At 69.5% G+C, this 20,279-nt stretch carries 18 protein-coding genes; 3 read left to right on the top strand and 15 right to left on the bottom strand.

What is annotated here, in order from left to right; all coding sequences use genetic code 11:
• Positions 1 to 6 precede the first annotated feature (6 nt).
• The 7 genes from HWX58_RS03115 to HWX58_RS03085 form a co-directional block, all read right to left on the bottom strand.
• On the bottom strand, positions 7 to 1,515 hold the full coding sequence (locus HWX58_RS03115) for an ABC transporter substrate-binding protein (protein ID WP_175985585.1): 1,509 nt from the start codon (positions 1,513 to 1,515) through the stop codon (positions 7 to 9).
• A gap of 53 nt (positions 1,516 to 1,568) precedes the next feature.
• Positions 1,569 to 2,660: an alanine racemase gene (locus HWX58_RS03110; RefSeq protein WP_175985584.1), complete on the bottom strand. Its 1,092-nt coding sequence runs from the start codon at positions 2,658 to 2,660 to the stop codon at positions 1,569 to 1,571.
• A complete protein-coding gene (locus HWX58_RS03105; protein WP_175985583.1) occupies positions 2,657 to 3,877 on the bottom strand; it encodes a hypothetical protein in 1,221 nt (406 codons plus the stop codon). Before HWX58_RS03105 ends, HWX58_RS03110 begins: the two co-directional genes overlap by 4 nt.
• On the bottom strand, positions 3,870 to 4,808 hold the full coding sequence (locus tag HWX58_RS03100) for a Gfo/Idh/MocA family protein (RefSeq protein WP_175985582.1): 939 nt from the start codon (positions 4,806 to 4,808) through the stop codon (positions 3,870 to 3,872). The genes HWX58_RS03105 and HWX58_RS03100 overlap by 8 nt, the downstream gene beginning before the upstream one ends.
• The gene (locus HWX58_RS03095) at positions 4,805 to 6,112 is read right to left on the bottom strand and encodes an aspartate aminotransferase family protein (protein WP_217702934.1); all 1,308 of its coding nucleotides are present in this window, start codon (positions 6,110 to 6,112) and stop codon (positions 4,805 to 4,807) included. Before HWX58_RS03095 ends, HWX58_RS03100 begins: the two co-directional genes overlap by 4 nt.
• A gap of 137 nt (positions 6,113 to 6,249) precedes the next feature.
• A complete protein-coding gene (locus HWX58_RS03090) occupies positions 6,250 to 7,104 on the bottom strand; it encodes an amidohydrolase family protein (protein ID WP_175985580.1) in 855 nt (284 codons plus the stop codon).
• Positions 7,101 to 7,919: an IclR family transcriptional regulator gene (locus tag HWX58_RS03085; RefSeq protein ID WP_175985579.1), complete on the bottom strand. Its 819-nt coding sequence runs from the start codon at positions 7,917 to 7,919 to the stop codon at positions 7,101 to 7,103. Before HWX58_RS03085 ends, HWX58_RS03090 begins: the two co-directional genes overlap by 4 nt.
• A 305-nt stretch (positions 7,920 to 8,224) precedes the next feature.
• Between HWX58_RS03085 and HWX58_RS03080 the strand changes: the two genes are divergently transcribed.
• A complete protein-coding gene (locus tag HWX58_RS03080; RefSeq protein WP_175985578.1) occupies positions 8,225 to 8,983 on the top strand; it encodes a DedA family protein in 759 nt (252 codons plus the stop codon).
• Here HWX58_RS03080 and ku read toward each other — a convergent pair.
• Positions 8,980 to 9,789: a non-homologous end joining protein Ku gene (gene ku, locus HWX58_RS03075; RefSeq protein WP_175985577.1), complete on the bottom strand. Its 810-nt coding sequence runs from the start codon at positions 9,787 to 9,789 to the stop codon at positions 8,980 to 8,982. The two genes, HWX58_RS03080 and ku, sit on opposite strands and share 4 nt — an antisense overlap.
• A 54-nt stretch (positions 9,790 to 9,843) precedes the next feature.
• Here ku and HWX58_RS03070 point away from each other — a divergent pair, with 54 nt between their 5' ends.
• Complete coding sequence (locus HWX58_RS03070; RefSeq protein WP_175985576.1) at positions 9,844 to 12,189, top strand: ATP-dependent DNA ligase; 2,346 nt, start codon at positions 9,844 to 9,846, stop codon at positions 12,187 to 12,189.
• A 13-nt stretch (positions 12,190 to 12,202) separates the two neighbouring features.
• On the opposite strand, the gene HWX58_RS03065 is transcribed toward HWX58_RS03070, so the two are convergent.
• The 4 genes from HWX58_RS03065 to murI all read right to left on the bottom strand — a co-directional run bounded on the left by HWX58_RS03065 (position 12,203) and on the right by murI (position 15,416).
• A complete protein-coding gene (locus HWX58_RS03065) occupies positions 12,203 to 13,114 on the bottom strand; it encodes a cation diffusion facilitator family transporter (RefSeq protein WP_175985575.1) in 912 nt (303 codons plus the stop codon).
• A gap of 106 nt (positions 13,115 to 13,220) precedes the next feature.
• The gene (rdgB, locus tag HWX58_RS03060; RefSeq protein ID WP_250646058.1) at positions 13,221 to 13,814 is read right to left on the bottom strand and encodes an RdgB/HAM1 family non-canonical purine NTP pyrophosphatase; all 594 of its coding nucleotides are present in this window, start codon (positions 13,812 to 13,814) and stop codon (positions 13,221 to 13,223) included.
• Between the two features lie 2 nt (positions 13,815 to 13,816).
• Complete coding sequence (gene rph / locus HWX58_RS03055; protein WP_175985573.1) at positions 13,817 to 14,554, bottom strand: ribonuclease PH; 738 nt, start codon at positions 14,552 to 14,554, stop codon at positions 13,817 to 13,819.
• Positions 14,547 to 15,416 (bottom strand): glutamate racemase, encoded by an 870-nt coding sequence (murI, locus tag HWX58_RS03050; RefSeq protein WP_175985572.1) that lies wholly within the window; start codon positions 15,414 to 15,416, stop codon positions 14,547 to 14,549. Before murI ends, rph begins: the two co-directional genes overlap by 8 nt.
• Before the next feature lie 73 nt (positions 15,417 to 15,489).
• Between murI and HWX58_RS03045 the strand changes: the two genes are divergently transcribed.
• Complete coding sequence (locus HWX58_RS03045; protein ID WP_175985571.1) at positions 15,490 to 16,815, top strand: nicotinate phosphoribosyltransferase; 1,326 nt, start codon at positions 15,490 to 15,492, stop codon at positions 16,813 to 16,815.
• A gap of 50 nt (positions 16,816 to 16,865) precedes the next feature.
• On the opposite strand, the gene HWX58_RS03040 is transcribed toward HWX58_RS03045, so the two are convergent.
• Genes HWX58_RS03040 through HWX58_RS03030 form a run of 3 tightly spaced genes read right to left on the bottom strand, consistent with a single transcriptional unit; the run spans position 16,866 to position 20,125 of the window.
• Entirely contained in the window at positions 16,866 to 17,132 is a 267-nt protein-coding gene (locus HWX58_RS03040) for a DUF3039 domain-containing protein (protein ID WP_175985570.1), read from the bottom strand.
• 39 nt (positions 17,133 to 17,171) lie between these two features.
• Positions 17,172 to 18,737 carry a hypothetical protein gene (locus HWX58_RS03035; RefSeq protein WP_175985569.1) on the bottom strand — a complete coding sequence of 522 codons (1,566 nt, stop codon included), beginning with the start codon at positions 18,735 to 18,737 and terminating at the stop codon, positions 17,172 to 17,174.
• The gene (locus HWX58_RS03030; protein WP_250646057.1) at positions 18,713 to 20,125 is read right to left on the bottom strand and encodes an ABC transporter ATP-binding protein; all 1,413 of its coding nucleotides are present in this window, start codon (positions 20,123 to 20,125) and stop codon (positions 18,713 to 18,715) included. Before HWX58_RS03030 ends, HWX58_RS03035 begins: the two co-directional genes overlap by 25 nt.
• Between the last annotated feature and the right edge of the window lie 154 nt (positions 20,126 to 20,279).

Here is a 20,279-nt window from a genome sequence, read left to right as displayed (position 1 = left end):
CCCGGATCACTCGGAGACCGACGCCCCGGCCAGCAGCGACCAGCCGAGGGGGTTCACGGCATATCCCGACACGCCGTTCGCGGCCGCCGAGTAGATCGGCGTCGACTGCACGGTCATGACCGGCAGCTCGTCGACGAGGATCTTCTGCAGCTGCGCGTAGATCTCCGCCCGCTCCGACTCGTCGGAGACGGCGACGGCGTCGGACACGAGCTGCTGCACCTGGGCGTTCGGATAGTCATCGGCGAGGTGCGGCTGCATGATGATGTCGAAGTACGAGTTCGGGTCGGCGCCTACATTGAACGTGTTCCAGGTCGCGTCGTAGGACCGGGACACGTATGCGTCCAGCCAGACGGAGAGCTCGGTCACGTTCGGCGTCAGTGTGACGCCGATCTCGGCCAACGACGACTGCCAGACGCGTGCGATCTGCTCGGCGTCGGGGAACCCGGACGGGATCTCCAACGTGAAACTGAGTCCCTCGGCCCCCGCCTCCACGAGCAGCGCCTCGGCCTTGTCGAGGTCGTACGGATAACCGGTCTGCTCCGCGTACGCCCAGCTCGACTCCGGCAGCGGGCTCCACGTGCTCGCGCCCGCACCCCCGTACGCGATCTCGCGGATCGCGTCCTTGTCGAGCGCATAGGCGAGGGCCTGCCGCACGCGCACGTCCGCCAGCGCACCGGACGAGTTGAACTCGATGAGCGACATGGAGTTGCTCGCGCTCGGCTCGACGAGCTGAGCCCGGGTGGCGTCGAACTGCCCCTTCGTGGCCGACGTGATCGAGCTGATGATGTCGATGTCGCCGCTGTACAGGTTGTTCAGCGCGACCTGCTGATCGGAGACCGGCCTGTAGACGATCCTCTCACTGGCACCCTGGGTGCCGAAGTAGTCGTCGAACCGCTCCAGCACGATCTCGCTGTTGGGTGTCCAGCTCACGAACGAGTACGGGCCGGAGCCGACCGGCTTCTTGGCCACGTCGGCGGTCGCGTCCGGGGCGATGATCGCGATCGAGGCGAGGCCCGCCAGGAACGCGGCATTCGGGCTGTTCAGTGTGATCACGACGGTGTCGTCATCGGGAGTCTCGTAGCTCTTGACGTCGGCCAGTCGGCCCGACCAGATCGAGTTCGAGGCGTCGGCCGCCCGCTCCAGTGAGGAGACGACCGCTGCGGCGTCGACGTCGGTGCCGTCCTGGAAGACGGCGTCGGCGTCGAGGGAGAACGTGAACTGCGTCGCGTCCTCGTTGACCTCATACTCGGCTAGGTCGGGCTGCAGGTTGAGATCTACGTCGTAGTCGACGAGGGAACTGAAGACCAGCTCCCTGATCGCGTACTCGTAGATGTTGAGCTGATTCGTGTGCGGGTCGAAGTTGTCGATGTCGCCGGCCAGCGCGACGACCGTCTCCGGGGCTGTGCCCGCGTCGGACGGGGCGGAATCGCTGGCTCCGGAGCATCCGGCGAGCACGACGGCGCTGAGCACGACGGCGCTCACCGCCGATGCACGGAAGGGGGTCCTGGTGTTCAACGGGCTTTCCTCTCTGGTGGCTGACGACGATCGGGTATGACGTCGTCACTGTTTCAATAGCGGCCGACGGGATGCCATTCTTCGACGACGCGGTCCCCGTCGACGACGACGACCCGGCTCCACATGTTGACGATCCCGCAGGCATGGTTCGGGACGATCCGCACGCGGTCCCCCACCGCGTGCGTCGTCGCGTCGGGTCCGCGCAGGATGCCGTGCTCCTCGTAGGCGCGGTCGAAGACGATCCGCTGCGGCGTCCGCGACTCGTCGACGACGATGCCGAACGTGGCGTCGCGGTTCGAGCCATCGGAGCTCAGTGCCTTGATGCCGGCGTCGATCACAACCTCGCCGTCCCTGGGGCCGCTCACAACCGTACTGTGCAGTTGGAGCGCCGTGCGCTCGAGCGGCGCAGAGCCCAGCCGCCACTGGTTCGCGTCGAAGAACACGTAGGTGCCGGCGCGGGCCTCCGTCACCCCCGGCACGAATGGAGCGGAGTCCCACCCGGGCGTCGACCCGACCGACACGGACGACAGGGGGAGACCGGCGGCGCGGATCGCATCGGCGGTCTCGACGAGCATATGCGATGCGGATCGTCCTGCCGCCTTGACCTCGGCACGGTCTCCGCGGATCGAGGCGAGTTGCCCCTCGTGCATGTAGACGCCTTCGAGGGCGATCCCGGGAAACGCGGCGAGGCTCAGCGCGAGCTCGACCGCGGCCTCGGGCGCGACGCCGGTGCGATGCAGACCCGTGTCGACCTCGAGCCGGACCTCGACGACCGCGCCTTCCGCGCGCGCCGCCGCGCTGAGGTTCTCGCCGAGCGCCAGCGAATCGACGCCGACGATCACGCGGCCACGGCGGTTCGCCGCGACGACAGCCGCCGCCTTGTGCGCGGTCGCCGGCGCATTCGCCCAGAAGAGGTCGGTGATGCCGGCGTCGAGGAGCGCACCCGCCTCGGCCAGGGTCGCGCAGGTCATCCCGACCGCGCCGGCGGCGAGCTGCCGCCGGGCGACCTCGATCATCTTGGACGTCTTGAAGTGCGGACGGAGGCTCACGCCCGCGGCGGCGACGGCCGCCGCCATCTCATCGATGTTCCGCTGCATGCGCCGTTCGTCGAGGACAAGCACGGGCGTGTCGGTGAGGGTCGTCATCGCAGCGTTCCCATCATCTCGGCGGCGTCCCTGACCCAGTCGAGGCTGGGAGCCGGAGCCGTCCCGTAGTTGTAGAGCGTGAGCGTCCCGACGCCGGCACCGCGGACAGCATCGACCTTCGCGCGGAAGGAGTCGCGTGTGGGAGAGAGGCTCGGCCACAGCGTGATCGCCACGGCGAGATCGGCCGTCGCGCCGGGGGTGATCCGACGGATCGTGTCGACGTGATCGATCTCCGCCGCCACCTCCCCGGCCGTGGGGAAGTAACTCTCCAGCACGAAGCCGTCGGCCGTCCTCAGCGACTGGGCGATGTCGACGCCCTCCGTCCAGTTGGTCGGCGCGGGGCGGCCCCAGACGGCAGCGCTGAGGTCGAGCCTCGCCCCGCGCGCACGGGCGGCGGCGGCGACGTCCACGACGAGTCGCGTCACGACGTCCATTCGCATCCTCGTGTATGCCGCCAGGTCCGGCCACACCAGAAGGAGCGACGTGATCTCGTTGCCGGTGTCGGGGTCACGGCCCTGGGGGTGCTCCGCGTTCCAGAGCCGGTCGAGCAGGTCGCAGACGGCGGCGCGCACCTCGTCGGCATCGATGTCTGCCGTCGCCGCGGCGGACCGGCAGTGCCCGCAGAAGCAGAGGGAGAGGAGAAACCTCGTCGTGGCGTCGAGCCTCGCGCCCCACAGCTCGTGGGGGTGTCCGTGTCCCACCAGGAGGTAGGACAGGCTCTCCACCATCACCCGGTCGAAGAGACCCGTGCCGGCGGCCCCTGCCACGAGCTCAACCGCGTAACGCCGCGCGGCGGGCGAGGCGGGGCAGAGGCCGTGGACGAACCGGTCGCCAAAGCAGTTCTCGATGGCGGCATCGGGACGCGCGGTGGCGAGGGAGGTGTTGTGGAGCGCGACCGTCCAGCCGTCGAGCGTGATGCCGGAGGCGTCAGCGGACGTGCGCAGGCGCGGGTAGAGGTCGGGGTCCGTCGTCGCGATTCGTGACGCGGGGATGGCGAGGTCGCCGAAGGTCCCCTGCGGCAACGGGAGATGGACGGTGTTCGCCTCAGCCACCGTCGAGACACCCGTCCGTCGGCGCGGAGCGATGATCTCTGCGGAGTGATACGCCGTCGCGATCTGCAGGCGCGTCACACCGAGCGCCGCGGCGTCGGCGACGATCCGCTCTGGCCCCGCGGCCTGCACGTCCCACGGGTAGAGAAGCAGGGTGAGGTCAGTCATCGCTGTGCTCCCTGTAGATGGACTCGATAAGGGTGAGAGTGGGCTCGAGGTCGCGGACCGAAAAGCCCGGGGCGGCGTTCGTGAACGCCGTCCACTGTCTCCGGAACGGGGTGACGTCCAGGTCGATCGCCGGTCCGTTGCGCTCCCCCCCCTGGGTCGTGATGCACCAGCTCCCGTCCATCCGCACCGAGGCCGCTCCCCTCGTCCCGCTGATGACGAGCCCCTCGCCCAGCGGCGGGTAACCGGTCCACAGCAACTCGATCAGCACGGCGCTCCGATCGACCGTCCCGCGCAGGACCGCCATCTCCTCGACGTCGCCCCTGTCGACGATGCGGCGCATCTCCGCCGCATCGATGGTCGGAGCGCCCAGGATGCTGCGAACGCGGTCCAGGGCATGCACGCCGTTCGTCACGAGGATGCCGCCGCCGCTGACCGCCGCGTCGAAGTACCAGGCCGGCAAACTCTCCTCGGCCAGCCGGAAGGCCATCCGGTCGGTGTAGGCGAGGATCTCGCCGAGCTCTCCCGCCCGGACGGCATCCGCAGCCGCCTCGATGCCAGGCCAGTGCCGCGTCGACATGCCGACGAAGACGCGTGCGCCCCTGCGCTCCGCCTCGAGGAGCGACGACGGGTCCTCACCGGGGACGCGGTGCGGCTTCTCGACGAGCACCGGCACACCCGCCTCCGCGAGCGCACGCACCTGCTCGAGATGGGCGCTGGAGGGGGTCGCGACCACCGCGGCGTCCAGCCCTCCCCCCGCGGACAGGGCGTCCGCCACGGAGAGAAAGAGCTCCGCCCCGGGATCGAGCGTCCGGGCGCGGCGGGTGTCGGCGTCGACGACGGCGTTGATGACGTCGCCCGCCGCGCGCACGGCTGCGGCGTGGATCCGTCCCATCGCACCGGCGCCGACGATGAGCACCCGCCGCCCCGTCACGAGAGCAGACCGTCCTTCTGCATCCCCGCGAGCACGCTCTCCGCCGCCTCCAGCGTGCTGTCGATGTCCTCGGCCGTGTGCGCTAGCGAGATGTGGTTCCGCTTCAGCGACATCGGGTACATCATGTGCCCCGCGTCCGTCATCCGCCGATGGAACGTCGCGTACGCGGTGTCGTCGTTGCGTAGCAGGTCGCGATAGCCCTTGACCTCGCCCTCCAGGAAGTACGTGACGAAGACGGAGCCGATGCCCGTGACCACGGCCGGGATGCCGAGTCGATTGACGATCCCGCGCATGCCGTCGCGCATCCGATCGCCCAGGCGGGACGTGTGGGCGTGCAGTCCGACCGCGGGGTCGCTCGCCACGGTCATGGTCGCGATCGCCGCTGCCATCGAAACCGGGTTCCCGTTGAACGTCCCCGCGAGCACCACGTCGCCCCCCGCGGAGGAGAAGCGGGACATGAGCTCTGCGCTCCCGCCGAGGCCGGCGACCGCTAGGCCGTTGCCCATCGCCTTGCCGTAGCTCGTGAGATCGGGGGTGATCCCGCACAGCTCCTGGTAGCCGCCCGGGGCGTGGCGGAAGCCGGTGATGACCTCGTCGAAGATCAGTAGGCTCCCCTCCTTGCGCGTGAGCTCGCGCAGTCCCTGCAGGAACGCCTGGTCGGGGAGCAGCGCTCCGACGTTATGCGGGACCGGCTCGAGGATGACGGCGGCGATCTGGTCGGGGTGGGCGGCGAAAAGCTCCTCGACGCTGGCTAGATCGTTGAACTCGGCCACCAGCGTCGACTGGAGCGCGTCGTCGAGGATGCCGGACGAGAGGGGGTCGACGGCGTAGGCGCGCTCCGGGCTGGAGATGACGTTGCGGGCGACGGCGTCGTGCCATCCGTGGAAGCAGCCCTGGAACTTCAGGAGGAACTTCCGCCCCGTGACCGCACGGGCGAGGCGCACGGCCTGCATCGTGGCCTCCGTCCCGCTCATCGTGCTGATCGACATCTCCACCGACGGGATCAGTCGCGCGGTGAGCCGGGCCACCTCGAGCTCCAGCTCGGTGACGCCGAGGCCGACCAGGTCGATGTCCTCCAGCGCCGCCGCGACCGCCGAAGAGACACGCTCGTCCCGATGGCCGAGGAGGATGGCGCCGAATGCGGCGTGATAGTCGATGTACTCCTTGCCGTCGAAGTCGACGATGCGGGATCCCGATGCGGTTCGGAAGCCCGTCGGCTGTCCGATGTTGCGCGTCGCGGAGTTCACGCCGCCGGGGATGACGGCCCTCGCTTCGGCGGTGATCTCCGAGGCTGTCTGTGCCACTGTCCTGCTCTCCTTCTTCTCGCGCATACGAGATCGTTGGGGTGCCCGGGGTCTCCGAGCACCGGTCGGGTCGATGTCCTCTCCCCGACCGCCGGTGTCGACGACGTCCTCCGAATAGCCGCGTCGACGGCCGGACGTCAGCTGCGGCCGCGCGGGTCCGGGATCCCGAGCAGTTCCAGCGCGTCGCGGTTGATGATGCCCTCCACCGTCTCCTCCCGCACGAACGGGAGGTTCCCGGCGCGGAGCTCCGCGAGCCTGCGCAGGCCGGCGATCGCGTCCTTCGGGCGCCAGAGCGGGAAGTCGGAGCCGAAGAGGAGCTTGCCGGCCACCGACCACTCCTGCGCCGCGACGAGGGCTTGGAACCCCGCCATCGGACGGGTCCACGATGCGGAGACGTCCGAGAACACCCGCGCGTGCTTGCGCAGGACGACCATCGTCTCGAGCTGCCAGGGATGGCCCATGTGCGCCATGATCTGCGTCAGCTCCGGATGCCGGCGCGCGACCTCCTCAACGACGAGCGGCTGGCTCACGGACAGCCGGCCCTGAGGGCTCGGTGTGGCGCCCATGTGCCAGAGCACGACGAGCCCGTGGGAGACGCACAGCCGGTAGAAGTCGTCGAAGTCCTCCGACAGCGGGTCGAAGAGGCTCAGCACCGGGTAGAGCTTCACGCCGCGGAACCCGAGGGACACCGCCTCCTCGACCTGGTCGCGCCAGTCGACGTCGAGCGGATCGAGCGCGGTGAAGGCGACCGTGGGTGTCGTGACCTGCGCGCAGTAGTCGGCCACGAACGCATTCGGGGTGTGCACGCCGGCCCGGCTGGCCGCCAGCCCGAACACGACGGCGACGTCGACGCCAGCCTCGATCATGGCGTCGTCGTACTGCTGCGGCGAGATCCGAGGGTACGGTTCACCGTACGCCGGCTCCCAGTTGTTCTTATGCTCTTCGCCCCAGTGCTCGGGCTGCAGGTTGTGGGTATGGACATCGACGATCATCGGGACGCATCCTCTCTTGTCGACGCGGAACGGGACAGCCGCAGGGCGGACACGAAGCGTGTGTCCGCGGCGAGCTCGGCGGCGCTGCGCCGGAGGACGTCGAGCAGTTCGGCGCGGCGGGCAGGGGCGAGCTCGGCCGAGGGGCCCGCAACGCTGACGGCCGCGTTCACCGATCCGGCGACGATCGGCACCGCGATGCAGGTGACACCGGGATCTCGTTCCTCGTCATCGATGCTGAAGCCGCGCCCGCGCACTGCCTCCAGCTCGGCATCGAGCGCCTCGCGGCTGGTCAGCGTGTGGTCCGTGTACCCCGTGAACGGCTCCTCCGGCAGATGGGCGGTCGCGGCGTCGCGGTCGAGGGCGGAGAGCAGCATCTTCCCGAGGCCCGTGCAGTATGCGTGGTCCAGCGAACCGCTCGCGGAGCGGAAGCGCAGCGGGCGGCTGGGCTCCTCGACGCAGACGTGGAGGACGGACCTGCCCTGAAGGACCCCCACGTTGGCCGTCAGGCCCGTGTCGTCCGCGACGCGTCGCAGGTACGGCGAGGCGAGGGCGTCGGCGTCGACCTGACGACGATAGGACTCGGAGAGCTCGAAGACGGCGTGGCCGATGCCGAAGGTGGGCGGGGTCCCCTCGCGGAACACGTAGTCGTGCTCCTCCAGGATCGCGAGCAGGCGGACCAAGGTCGACTTGGGCAGGTCGAGGCTCGTCGACAGCGACGCAAGGCTGAGGGGACGATCGGCTTCTTCGAGGGCGCCGAGAAGGCGGATCGCACGCACGAGGCCCTGCGAGTGATACGACGTGGCACGCTGTTCCATGTCGGCAACCATAGGACAGAACCCGCGACTACACCACCACATCCCAAGTAAATTCCGTGTAACGGGACATGGAACGCGACCGGGATCGCGCCATCCTCGGGGACCAGCCTCCCTACGGGTTTCCCAGGAGGTCGCCGCTACACTCGATCCAGCGAGGCTCTGACCGTCGGACGAACACACGCGAAACGACGAACTCAGGATCACGAATGATGCTCCCCGCACCCCCTCGGCCGGGGGCGGAGCGGCCTTCGGCCGCTCGGCCAGAGCCCTTGAGCGCCGCACGACTTCTTCTACGACGGGACCTCATGCACCAGATCGCACTCATCCCCTGGCTCGACCCCGAGGTGATCATCGCAGCGGCCGGACCCTGGGCGCTGCTCGTGGTCTGCTTCATCGTGTTCGCCGAGACGGGGCTGCTGGTCGGCTTCCTCCTGCCCGGCGACACGCTGCTGGTGATCTCGGGCCTTCTGACGCACACCAGCGACGTGTTCGGCATGAACATCTGGGTCGTCTCGCTGCTCATCGGCCTCGCCGCTTTCGTCGGCGGCGAGGTCGGCTATCTCATCGGCCACAAGGGCGGACCGGCGGTCTTCGAGCGCAAGGAGTCGGGCCTGTTCAGCCGCAAGAACGTCGAGCGCACGAACGCGTTCTTCGAGCGCTTCGGCGGGCTCACCGTGATCCTGGCCCGATTCGTGCCGATCGTGCGCACCTTCGCGCCTGTAGCCGCGGGCGTCGGCCACATGCCGTGGAAGAAGTACAGCCTGTACAACCTCATCGGGGCGATCCTCTGGGGATTCGGGCTGACGATGCTCGGCTACCTGATCGCGTACATCCCCTTCGTGGCGCACCTGGTGACCGAGTACATCGACATCATCCTGCTCGCCGCCGTCGGAGGCACCGCGATCATCACCCTGTGGCACTACTTCTCGGAACGCCGCAAGGTGCGCAAGGAGCTCGTCGCCGGCGGCGATCCCGACACGGATGCCGCGGAGGCCCGCGCGCTCACGCTCGACTCAGAGGTGTTCGACCGCGCACCCGATCTCGACGGAGACGGCAAGCACTAGCTCGCGTCCTTCTTCTTGGCCCGCGACTTCTCCACGCTGGCCTTGAGAGCCTCCATGAGGTCGATGACCTCGCCGCCGGATCCCGCGGCATCCTCGCCGCCCGCGAACGTCTCGGCGACGTCGAACGTGTCTCCGGCCTCGATCTTGGCGTCGATGAGGGTGCGCAGCTCTTTCTGGTACTCGTCTACGAAGGCCTCCGGGTCGAAGTCGCCCGAGTAGCTGTCGACGAGGTTCGCCGAGAGCTCGAGCTCCTTCTTCGAGATCTTCACGTCCTCATCGAGCGACTCGAACGACGCCTCGCGCACCTCGTCGGCCCACAGCAGCGTCTGCAGCACGAGCACGTCCCCGCGTACGCGCAAGGCCGCGAGCCGCGTCTTCTGCCGAAGCGTGAAGCGCACGATCGCCGTACGATCGGTCTGCTCGAGCGTCTTGCGCAGCAGCACGTACGCCTTGGGCGACTTCGAGTCGGGTTCGAGGTAGTAGGCCTTGTCGAGAGTGAGCAGATCGACCTGATCGCTCGGCACGAACTCGACCACGTCGATCTCGCGGCTGCGCTCGGCGGGGAGCGCGTCGAGATCCTCCTTGGTGAGCACGACCAGCTGCCCGTCGTCCTCGTAGGCGCGGTCGATGTTCTGGTACGGCACGACCTCGCCGCACACCTCGCAGGTGCGCTTGTACCGGATCCGCCCGCCGTCCTCGTCATGCACCTGGTGCAGCGAGACGTCGTGGTCCTCGGTGGCGGAGTACACCTTCACCGGCACGTTCACCAGCCCGAACGTCAGGGCGCCCTTCCAGATCGACCTCATGAGACCAGTAGACACTGCCGAGGGCCCCGGGTGCCAGAGGCTAGTCTTTCGAACATGCCGAGCGCTGCGCAGGTCGTCGAGGTCGACGGCAGGCGTCTGCGCCTGACGAACCTCGACAAGGTGCTTTACCCCGAGACGGGAACGACCAAGGGCGAGATGATCGCCTACTACACGCGCGTCGCCCCGCGGATGCTGCCGCTGCTGGCCCGCCGGCCCGTCACGCGCAAGCGCTGGGTCGAGGGCGTGGGCACGGCGGATGCTCCGGGCGAGGCGTTCTTCGCGAAGCAGATCGAGCGCGGGGCGCCCGAATGGGTGCAGCGCCTGCCGATCGAGCACTCCGGCGGTGCGAAGGAGTACCCGATCGCCGCTGATCTGGCGACCCTCGTATGGATGGCGCAGATCGCCAGCGTCGAGCTGCACGTTCCGCAATGGCGGTTCGGGTCAGGCGGCGAGCGCCGGAACCCCGACCGGCTGGTCCTCGATCTCGACCCCGGGCCGGGGGCCGATCTCGCCCAGTGCGCCCACATCGCCCGGCTCGCGCGCGAGATCCTCGCCGACATCGGCCTCGACCCGGTGCCGGTCACGAGCGGCAGCAAGGGCATCCATCTGTACGCGCATCTGAATGGTGGTCAGACGAGCGACCAGGCGTCAGCGATCGCGCACGAGCTGGCCCGTTCGATCGAGGCGGATCACCCCGACCTCGCGACGAGCACGATGACGAAGGCCGTCCGCGGTGGCAGGGTGTTCATCGACTGGAGTCAGAACAACGGCTCCAAGACGACCATCTCGCCGTACTCACTGCGCGGCAGAGCGCGGCCGACCGTCGCCGCGCCGCGCACATGGGCCGAGCTCGACGACCCGGGGCTGCGCCATCTCGACCTCGACGAGGTCGCCGAGCGGGCCGAGGAGGGCATCGACCCGTTCGCCGGCTTCGGACCGTCGTCTGCGGATGCCGCGCTCGCCCCGTACCGCGCCAAGCGCGATGCCGCGCGCACGCCCGAGCCCGTTCCCGAGCGGACAGCGGTCACCGCGGCGGGGCCGCTCCCCCGGTTCGTGATCCAGGAGCACCATGCGCGCGCGAAGCACTTCGATCTGCGCATCGAGCACGACGGCGTGCTCGTGAGCTGGGCTGTGCCCAAGGGGGTCCCGGAGGCCCCTGCGCGCAACCGCCTCGCCGTGATGACCGAGCCGCATCCGCTCGAATATCTGACCTTCCACGGCGAGATCCCCCGCGGCGAGTACGGGGCGGGCACCATGACGATCTGGGACTCGGGCACCGTCGAGCTCGAGAAGTGGCGCGACGACGAGGTCATCGGAACGTTCAGCGGCGAAGGCCCCCTGGGCCGCGCCCGGCTCGCCCTCATCCGCACGGACGGGTCCGGCGAGAAGTCCTCCTGGCTGCTGCATCGCATGAGGGACCAGAAACCGGCTTCCCCGGCGGGTGTCGTCCGCCCGATGCTCGCCGAGACGGGCACGCCCGGTCTCGCAGCTGCACTGAAGGACACGTGGAGCGAGATCAAGTGGGACGGCATCCGCGCCATCGGCACCTGGCAGGACGGCAGGTTCCGCCTGCACGCGCGCAGCGGCACCGACATCACCGAGCGCTACCCCGAACTCACCGCCGATGGTGCCCCGCACTTCGCGTGCGCGGATGCCGTCGTCGACGGCGAGATCGTGGCGCTGGATGCGTCCGGCCGACCGAGCTTCGGGCTGCTGCAGCGCCGCATGCACCTCACGAAGGGGCGGGAGATCGAACGCGAGGTCGTCCGCACCCCGATCGCGTACCACCTGTTCGACCTGGTCCGACTGGACGGCCACGATCTCAGCGGCACCCCGCTGCGGGACCGCCGTGCCCTGCTGGAGACGCTCGGCGAGAGCGCAGACCGGCCTGTCATCGTGCCCCCGGTCTTCGACGATCTGGGTGCCGCGCTGCGCACCAGCCGGGACCTCGACCTGGAAGGGGTCGTGGTGAAGGCCGCGGGCTCGCGCTACCGTCCGGGCACCCGTTCCGCCGACTGGCTGAAGATCAAGCACACGAGAACGCAGGAGGTGGTGATCGCCGGCATCCGCCCCGGAAAAGGCAACCGCGCCGCGACGTTCGGGTCACTCCTGCTGGGCGTTCCGGATGCCGACGGAACACTGCGCTACGTCGGGCGCGTCGGCAGCGGGTTCGACGATCGGATGCTGCGCGATCTGCTCGAGCGACTCACTCCGCTGCGCGCGGAGGAGACCGATCTCGAGGGCGTCCCCGACCTCGACGCGAGCGACGCGCTGTGGGTGCGGCCCGAACTCGTCGGCGAAGTGGAGTTCGCCGGGTGGACCGGTGACGGCTCGCTGCGTCACGCGCGCTGGCGCGGCCTGCGGCCCGACAAGGAGGTCGCCGACATCCGCGTGGAGTGACCCGCGTGCGGGTTCAGGCGTGCGTTTCGGTGCACTCGGCCTGGCCGTCCGGCTCGAGCTGGAACGTCGAGTGCGCGACGTCGAAGTGCTCGGCCAGGCATCCCTGGAGCTGCTCGAGCAGTGCTCCTGCCTGTCCCCGTGCGAACACCGCGGGGTCGACGCCGACGTGCGCGGTGAACACGGGCGCGCCACGGGTGAGCTGCCACACGTGGACGTCGTGGACGCTGGTGACTCCGTCGAAGCCGAGCACGTGGTCGCGGATCTCGCTGACGTGGGTGTCCTTCGGCGCGGATTCGGCGAGGACCGAGAACACCTCGCGCAGCAGCGTGATGGCCCGCGGGATGATCATGACGGCGATGAACAGCGAGGCGATGGCATCTGCCGGCATCCATCCGGTCGTGACGATGATGACGGCGGCGACGATGACCGCCGCCGAGCCGATCAGGTCGCCCATGACTTCCAGGTATGCGCCTCGGACATTGATGTTCGTCTTCTGCGCCGAGCTGAGCAGCCACATCGCGACCGCGTTGGCGACGAGTCCGATCACGGCGACCGCGAGCATGAGAGGGCCGGCGACCTCGGCCTCTGCGGGCTCGACGAGCCGGCGAACGCCCTCGATGCCGACGCTCGTGGCCAGGACGATGAGGATGATGGCGTTGATGAGCGCGCCCAGCACCTCGGCGCGCTGGTAACCGAACGTGCGCCGATCGTCTGCCGGGCGCGCGGCCACCGTGCTGGCGATGAGCGCGATGACGAGGGCCGAGGCGTCGGTGAACATGTGCGCCGCGTCGGCGAGCAGCGCGAGGGATCCGGTCATCAGCGCGCCGACGATCTGGACCGCCATCACCGTCGCCGTCAGGCACAGCGGGATCGTCGGGAGTCGTCGACTGCCGGCCCCTCGGATCCCGTGCGCATGATCGTGCATGCATCCAGGCTACGAGCGGAATCGGCCGTCAGAGGCCATTCCCGCTAGTCGGGAAGGGTAACGATTCTCAGTAGCGCCGCGCTCGACGTCGCCGCGCGGCGCGGAGTCAGAGCGTCTTCAGCAGGGGCACGAGCGCCTCGAACGCCCGGGCCCGGTGCGACTGGGACTGCTTCTCGTCGCCGCTCAGCTCGGCCGCGGTGCGCTCGGCGCCTGCCTGCTGGCCGTCGGGGATGAAGATCGGGTCGTAGCCGAAGCCGTTCTCCCCCGCCGGAGCATGCGCCAGGCGACCGGGCCAGATCCCCTCGACCACGTGCTCGACGCCGTCCGGTGCGACGAGCGCAATGGTCGAGGTGAAGTGCGCCGACCGGTGCGGGTCGGCGATGTCGCGGAGCTGATCGAGCAGCAGCTCGAGGTTGGCCGCGGCGTCCTTCTTCTGCCCCGCCCAATACGCCGAGAAGACGCCGGGCGATCCGCCCAGCACGTCGACGCAGATGCCGGAGTCATCGGCCATGGCGGGAAGCCCCGTGTGCGCGGCCGCGGCGCGCGCTTTGATGAGCGCGTTCTCGGCGAAGGTCACGCCGTCCTCGACCGGCTCAGGACCGTCGTATCCGATCACCTCGAGGTCCGGGCGGGTCAGCGCGACGATCTGCCCGAACTCCGCGACCTTGTGCGGATTGTGAGTGGCGAGGACGACCTGCATGATCACTCGCCCGCGAGCGCTGCGAGCTGGTGTTCCTTGAGCGTCGCGCATCCGGCGACGCCGAGCTCGAGCAGAGCGTCGAGCTCCCGCTTGTCGAAGGGGGCGCCCTCGGCGGTGCCCTGCACCTCGACGAACAGACCGCGACCGGTGACGACGATGTTCATGTCGGTCTCGGCGCGGACGTCCTCGACGTACGGCAGGTCGAGCATCGGCTCGCCGTCGATGATGCCGACCGACACCGCGGCGACCGAGTCGATGAGCGGCGTGGCGCTCTTGCCGATGAACTTCTTCTCCCGACCCCATTCGATCGCGTCCGCGAGCGCGACGTACGCGCCCGTGATCGCGGCGGTGCGGGTGCCGCCGTCGGCCTGCAGCACGTCGCAGTCGATGACGATGGTGTTCTCGCCCAGCGCCTTGGTGTCGACGACGGCGCGCAGCGCACGGCCGATCAGACGCGAGATCTCGTGCGTGCGTCCGCCGATGCGGCCCTTGACGCTCTCACGATCGTTCCGGCTGTTCGTGGCGCGCGGCAGCATCGCGTACTCGGCCGTGACCCAGCCCTTGCCCTTGCCGGTCAGCCAGCGCGGGACGCCGTTCGTGAAGGATGCCGTGCACAGCACCTTCGTGCCGCCGAAGCTGATGAGGGCCGAGCCCTCGGCGTTCGCGCTCCAGCCGCGTTCGATCGTGATCTCGCGGAGCTCGTCGGTGGCGCGGCCGTCCGCGCGGACGATGTCAGACATGGGTCTCCTTCGGGTCGGATGCCGAATCGTCGGCGAGTTCTGAGAGGTCGGGAAGCGTGATGACACCGGTCTGCACGTGCTGCACATCGCGGACCTCGGTGCCCATCAGGCGGTTCGCGAGGGCGGTGAACTCCTCGGTGGACTCCCCGGTGGCCTCGTACACGTAGGTCGCCCGCGCATCCGGCGGGGCCAGCAGATCGCTCCGCATGAGCTGCCGGTACACGTCGCCGGCCGTCTCGTCGTCGCTGGAGACGAGGGAGACGCCCTCGCCCATGACGTAGCTGATCGCGCCGCGCAGGAACGGGTAGTGCGTGCATCCGAGCACGAGCGTGTCGACGCCGGCATCCCGCAGGGGCGCGAGGTACTGCTCGGCCGTCGCGATCACCTCTGGCGTACCGGTCACGCCCGCCTCGACGAACTCGACGAACCGTGGGCAGGCAGCGGTGAACACCTCGAGCTGCTCGTTGACCTCGAGCATGTCCTGGTACGCGCGCGATCCGATCGTTCCGACCGTGCCGATGACGCCGATGCGCCCGTTGCGCGTCGTCGAGATGGCCCGGCGCACGGCGGGGCCGATCACCTCGATGACGGGCACGTCGTAGCGCTCGCGGGCGTCGCGCAGCATCGCGGCGGATGCCGTGTTGCAGGCGATCACGAGCATCTTCACGCCCTGGTCGACGAGCGTGTCGAGCACCTCCAGCGAGTAGCGGCGGACGTCGGCGATGGGCTTGGGACCGTACGGCGAGTGCAGCGTGTCGCCGATGTAGACGAAGGATTCGCGCGGCAGCTGGGCGCGGATCGCGCGGGCCACGGTCAGTCCGCCGACACCGGAGTCGAAGATGCCGATCGGTGCCGCGTTCATGAGTCCCCAGCCTACCCTTCCCGGTCATCGAGCCCGCCGAAACGCCGGAGGCGCTCGACACTAAGCTGAGCGGATGACCTCGTCGACGGCGCTGCTCACCGACCGCTACGAACTCACCATGCTGGGCGCGGCCCTGCGCGACGGAACCGCCGCGCGACCCAGCGTCTTCGAGCTCTTCGCCCGGCGCCTCTCCGGCGGACGGCGCTTCGGCGTCGTGGCGGGAACGGGGCGACTGCTCTCGCTGCTGCGCGACTTCCGCTTCGGCGACGACGAGCTGCGGTTCCTGCGCGACAACGACGTGGTGGATGCCGAGACGCTCACGTACCTGGAGAACTACCGGTTCGCAGGGTCCATCCACGGCTACCGCGAGGGCGAGCTGTACTTCCCCGGCTCCCCCATCCTCACCGTCGAGGGATCGTTCGCGGATGCCGTCGTGCTCGAGACCCTGGCGCTGAGCGTGCTCAACCACGACTCCGCGGTCGCCACCGCCGCATCACGGATGAGCATCGCCGCCGGCGAGCGCCCCCTGGCCGAAATGGGCTCGCGCCGCGCCGCAGAGCACTCCGCGGTCGCTGCCGCACGCGCCGCGTACATCGCCGGGTTCGGCGCGACCAGCAACCTCGAGGCGGGACGCCGATGGGGCATCCCCACCATGGGCACCGCCGCGCACTCGTGGACGCTCTTGCACGACACCGAGGAGGACGCCTTCCGCGCGCAGATCGACAGCCTGGGCACCGGGACGACGCTGCTCGTGGACACCTACGACATCCGCGAGGGTGTGAACACCGCGATCCGCGTCGCCGGAACCGGCCTCGGCGGAGTCCGACTCGATTCCGGAGACCTGCCGACCGTGGCCGCCGCCGTGCGCACCCAGCTCGACGAGCTCGGCGCGACGGGCACGAAGATCACCGTCACGAGCGATCTCGACGAGTACGCGATCGCGGCCCTCGCGGCATCCCCCGTCGACTTCTACGGCGTGGGCACGTCGGTGGTCACCGGCTCGGGCTACCCGACGGCCGGCATGGTCTACAAGCTCGTCGCCAGGCAGGATGCGACCGGCTCCTGGGTTCCGGTGGCGAAGGCCTCGGCGGACAAGGGCTCCAAGGGCGGCCGCAAGGCGGCGTTCCGCACGCTCTCAAGCGGCGTCGCGACATCCGAGACGATCGTCGTCTCCGACGGCTTCGAGGCGCTCGGCACGGCGGCGGAGCACCCCGATTCGCGCCCGCTCCAGGTCGTGCTCGTCGACGCCGGCGAGATCGATGAGTCGTACGAGGGCACGGCGGGTACGGCATCCGCGCGGGAGCACCACCTGCGCGTGCGGGAGGAGCTGCCGGTGCGCGCGCTCGCGCTCAGCAAGTCCGACCCGGCCATCCCGACGGTCTTCGTCGATCAGGAGTAATCGCCGAGCCCTGAGCCCGTCGAGCCGACCCGTGCGCCTGTCGAACGGTCTCAGCCGACCATCGACTCGTAGATCTCCTTGCAGGTCGGGCAGATCGGGAACTTCTCCGGGTCACGCCCTGGCGTCCACTTCTTGCCGCACAGCGCGCGTACGGGCTTGCCGGTGATGGCGGACTCGAGGATCTTGTCCTTCTTCACGTAGTGCGAGAAGCGCTCGTGGTCGCCGGGCTCGAGATTCTCTTCTTTGAGAAGTTCTTCCAGTTCGCGATCAAGCGTTGCCACGCCGCCCTGATCGGGGCTGTCCAGCGGAGTACTCATGCGCTGAGTCTAATCGTCGGAAGCCCCGCGCGGGCGGTCTCACGCGGTCTCGACGAACTCCATGAGGCGCTCACCGCCGCGATCCCACACGCGCCCGCCGATCATCGCACCGGCGGCGAGCACGACGACGCCGGTGGCGAGTCCGACCCAGAACGTCGCCGGGTTGTAGGCGTCGTTCTCGAGGATGGTCATGACGAACAGCCAGATCGTCGGTGCGCTGAGCACGAGGGTCGCGATGAAGCCGATCGCGGGGGCGTATCCGGCACGGGATGCCGAACGCTGAGGCTGCTGGAACGGGCTGTCGCCCGGCCTCGAGACGGCGTACGGCGAGGTGACCGACAGGATGCTCGAGACGCCGAGTCCGCCGAGGAACAGGCTGGCCGCAAGGCCGATCATCGGCATGAGCAGGTACCAGCTCTCCACGAGGGCGAGGCTGACGGGGATCGCGATGGCGAGCACGGGGAGCGCGACGAGTGCGATCGGCACCAGACGCCCGAAGCGGTCTGCCGCGCCGCGGACGCCGCTGGCGACGTGGATCCACAGGGCCGTGGAGTCGTACGCGGCGTCGTTGTGCGGGAGCCAGCCGAAGAACAGAGCCATCACCGGCACCGGCACGAGGGCGGCGATGTACAGCGGAACGCCCGCGACCAGCAGCGGGAACACGGTCAGCACCCCGGCGATCGGCACGATCACGACGTTGACGATGTACCGGCGGTCGCGCGACCAGTAGACGAGGCTGCGGGCCGCGATCGCGCCGAAGGCGTTCGACGGCAGCAGCCCGAACCATCCGAGACCCGACCGCTCGCGCGCCGTCGCCGGCCGATCGGTGTGCGTGAGCAGGCGTGCGACGAGCCATGCCCAGAACGCGCCCAATGCGATCACGGTGACGAGGGCGACGAGTCCGCTGAGCCACGCTCCGGGCACGTCGCCGGCGGCGACCGCGAGGGCGAAGCCCGGCACCGCCCCGAACGGGGTCGAGGCGATCACGGAGGCGAGGGATGCCACGGCATCCGGCACGAGACCGTCCCATTCCAGCGAGGCGAAGAAGACGGCCGCGGGGAACGCGACGACGATCACGGCGAGCACGAACAGTGCCGTGAGCTCGCGCGAGCGCCGCTCGGGGAGCAGCAGCGCGCTGACGGCCATGCCGATGCGCGCGGCGATCGCGAGGGACAGCACTCCGAACACCGCGGCGAGGATCGCGAAGACCGGCGGAGTTCCCAGCGCGATGAGGGTGATGACGAAGCACACGGCCACGGCCGCAAGGGCGATCGACGGCACGCTGACGAGGGCGCCGAGCGCGAGGATCCACGGCATCGCGCGCACATCGACGCCGAAGACGCGGAAGCGTCGCGGATCGAGCTGATCCGCGGTGCCGGTGAGGATCGGCCCGACGAGGAAGCCCAGGACCGCGGCTGCCCCGCCGAGGACGATCACAGTCCTCGCCACCGGCAGCGGCGCATCGGCGAGGCTCAGCAGCGCGACGCAGACGGCGACAGTGACCGCGGCCAGGACGACAACCCCGGCGATGGTGCGCACGACCCGGTCGCCCCGGAGGGCGCCGAACATGAGGGCGAGCCTCAGTCGGAGAACGTGTGCAGCCACTCGAGCCCCTCCACCTCGCTCGCGCCTCCTGAGAGCTCGACGAAGCGGGACTCGAGCGTCTGCCCCGCCCGCACCTCGTCCACCGTGCCCTCGGCGAGGACCTCACCGCCGACGATGATCGCGACGCGGGAGCACACCCGTTCGACGAGGTCCATGCCGTGGCTGGAGAGGATGACCGTGCCGCCATGATCGACGTAGGCGCGGAGGATGTCGAGGATCACGGCGGATGAGACCGGATCGACGGACTCGAACGGCTCGTCGAGAACGAGCACGCGCGGCGAGTGGATCATGGCTCCCGCGAGCATGATCTTCTTCGTCATGCCGGCCGAGTAGTCCGAGACGACGCGTCCGACGGAACCTGCGAGGTCGAAGGCGCGCACCAGATCGGCGGAGCGCTTCTCGATGACGTCGGCGGAGAGCCCTCGCAGCAGCCCGTAGTAGTGCAGCAGCTGGCGGCCGGTGAGGCGGTCGAACGTGCGCAGCCGGTCGGGCAGCACGCCCATCACGCGCTTCGCGTCGAGCGGATTCTTCGCCTGGTCGATGCCGCAGATCTCGATCTCGCCCGCATCAGCGCGCAGGAGGCCTGCGAGGATCGACAGGGTCGTGGTCTTGCCCGCGCCGTTGGGTCCGACGATTCCGTAGAACGTCCCGGCGGGCACGGTGAGGTCGATCGCGTTGACGGCGCGCTGATCGCCGAAGTCCTTGACCAGGCCACGGACGACGATCGCGTCGGATGCCACCGGCGCATGCACGTCGACGACCACCGCCTCGGCGGCGGCCGCCGCATCGGGCTCGGGCTCCGGTTCGGGCACCGGTTCCGGTTCGGGCACCGGTTCGGGCTCGGACTCGGACTCCGAGCCCGAAGCGGGTGCCGGCTCGAGTTCAGGTTCCGGAGAAGCGGCCGGAGCGGAAGGTCGCAGGATCGGCTCCTCCGTCGCCTCGTCGGGTTCCTGCGCGACGAGCGCCGCCGCCTCTGCCTCGGCGAGGGCCTGCGCTTCGTGCCTCTCGCGTTCGGCCTGCGCTTCCTGCTTCTCGCGCTCGGCCTGCGCCTTCTCCTTCGCCTCCCGCGCCGCGGCGGCCTTCGCGGCCCGCGTGGCGGCAGCCTTGGCTGCGGCTCGCTTCGCGGCGGCGGACTTGGCTTCCTTGACCTTGTTCTCAGCATCCGCGGAATCGGCCTTCGCCGCGGCGTTGCGCGCCGAGGCGGACTTCACGGCTGCAGCCTTGGCCGCGGTCGTGCGCGGTGCGGACGCGCGTCCTGCGGGCTTCTTGGTCGGGCGCGCGGCGACGATCCTGACCGCCGAGGTCCGCGTGGTGGCCGCCTTCTCCTCGGCCGGTGCGGCGGAGGCGACATCCGGCTGTTCGTCGTGGTCATCCACTGGAGCAGTCACCGTCCTAACGTATCAACGGCCCTGGACTTTCTCGGGGTCCGACGAAACAATCGGCACAGGAGATGTTCCGGATCGCGCACCTGTGGATTCGGTGTGTACCTGATCACGAAACGGCAACGGGCAGGCCTCACCCCGGGGCTTCCCAGCGGGCATC

The organism is Microbacterium tenebrionis (assembly GCF_903645325.1).
Lineage (GTDB): Bacteria > Actinomycetota > Actinomycetes > Actinomycetales > Microbacteriaceae > Microbacterium > Microbacterium tenebrionis.
This window is presented reverse-complemented; position numbering and strand designations above follow the sequence as displayed.